The sequence below is a fragment of the Marinobacter zhejiangensis genome (genome assembly GCF_900114775.1).
In the GTDB taxonomy this organism is placed as follows: domain Bacteria; phylum Pseudomonadota; class Gammaproteobacteria; order Pseudomonadales; family Oleiphilaceae; genus Marinobacter; species Marinobacter zhejiangensis.
In genome coordinates, this window is sequence record NZ_FOUE01000012.1 from 1 (window position 1) to 1,806 (window position 1,806).

Sequence of the window (1,806 nt, forward strand, 5' to 3'; positions counted from 1 at the left end):
CGGTAGAGGCCGGTTGGGTCGGAACGTAGGCGTTTTTCATTGAAGGAGGCTAGGAAAAGGCGACCATACTTGCCCACAAAATAAAGCACGCTAAGGCCTAGATAAATAATGCCATATCCTTTAGCTATTTTTATTGCCCCCGCGATGGTTGGAGAGTTTGACAACAATGCAATTATCTCAATAACCATTGGTACCAGAAAAACGCACATAGACAACCAAGCACATAGATACAATATGTACAGGGATCCAAGCAGCCATTTCAGGAAACCTTTGTTGATAGCAAAAATGGTTTCTCCCCAAGGAAAACCATTCTCTGCATCCTTTTCTTCCATGAACAAACGCGCATAGGCCAACTGGGCATTCATGGTGTTAGGTACGACCGGACTGATGTAGTGCCCCCAAGGCAAACGTTGGAAGGCTCGGTCCATCTTTGCGTGCCCCCCTGGCGGCAGGGTGGGTATATGGCTGGAGCGGTAGGCTGTGGGGCCGTAATAGCCACCGGCCATTGGGCTGGGCGCCCCTCCCCGTCGGTCAGCGCCGTTGCTGCACACATCCATTGCTCTCTTCCCTTGGGCGTCCTGCCCTCTGAAACCACTGGCTCAATTGTTCGCGAAAACGTCCTGCGCTGATACCGACCCATTCCGGTTTCTCATGATGTGGGCCAGGCAATGCTGGAATTTAGCTTCGTTAGCCCCAACCAGCAAAACGCAAGACCTGACCCTGAGCTCTCCTCCCAAAGCAATATCCAACTCAAGCAACCCACTTACCCTGTATATACCCAAGCAATTCCTCACTGGCCTTATCTTCGAGCCCATTCCATTTCAATTTAAGTGATTTTTCAGCGCCATCCAGGGCATACGAAACTATTGTATGTTTTCGATGGCTGGTATCGATATCAGTGATATTTTTGTATTTTATTAAATGCGTGGGTGCAATCAGAGAAAGCTTCAGCTCGATGTGGTCCTCATAGCATTTCACAGGAATAGTGGACGAATTCCACAACCCAATTAGGAACCCAATGACTGCACCTCCCAACGGGATAGCCGGAACGAATGGAAACACCAGCATCAGGATTAGCCAGACCAGCCCGACAATAGCAGTTCCAAATATCTGTACGTCTAAGAGGGCGGGATTAAATCTGTATGACCTTGCAGCTTCCATCTGGGCAAATCGCTCACGCCTTTCTGCATCCAGAGCTTGCCGTGCTCCCAATATGCCAACCAAGCCCAGTGGTATAAAACCAATACACCCTGCAATAAAGAGAGAGCAGCCAAATCGAACAATGCCCATTAAGCATAGACACAACCCAATCACATTCAGGGCAAGGCATGAACCTACAACAATAAGAAAGGCATCCGGATAGCCTTCAGCATAGATTGCCAAAAATGCTATTAAATGGATAACCAGTGCCGAGATAATCTTTCCGTTGATCATTTATTCCTTACCTATCCATTCAAAGGGTGGCCCGGAAGCCCGGGATAAACTTATCTCGCGGTAAACCACCAAATCGAAGCCGCCCCCTAACCAGCAAAACGCAGGACCTAAACCTGCACCTTCCGTCAAGAGTCACACCGAGTATCGAAGTTTCTCCGCCATCAGGTTCGGGCGGCTTTCGGTATCGACCCTGTTCACCGCCAGCCGCATTGCCTCAACCTTACTCTTGAAGGTCTGGTCGTCCATGTCTCGCCAGTAACGCTCGGGTCGCGCCACCTTGCCATCGTGCTCGGCGGTCACAGGGTCCAGATGGCGGTATTCCTCAAATACGGGGAGGTCTGGCAGGGGCTTGGTGATGTCCATGTAGTTCTG

General features: G+C 50.1%; 1 protein-coding gene and 2 pseudogenes. All 3 read right to left on the reverse strand.

Annotated elements, in window-relative coordinates; genetic code table 11:
* Window positions 1–428 (reverse strand): annotated as a pseudogene (locus tag BMZ67_RS18435) (hypothetical protein); the annotation flags it as partial.
* A 322-nt stretch (window positions 429–750) separates the two neighbouring features.
* A complete protein-coding gene (locus BMZ67_RS18440) occupies window positions 751–1,434 on the reverse strand; it encodes a hypothetical protein (RefSeq protein WP_092026955.1) in 684 nt (227 codons plus the stop codon).
* Window positions 1,435–1,566: 132 nt separating this feature from the next.
* Window positions 1,567–1,806 (reverse strand): annotated as a pseudogene (locus tag BMZ67_RS18445) (hypothetical protein); the annotation flags it as partial.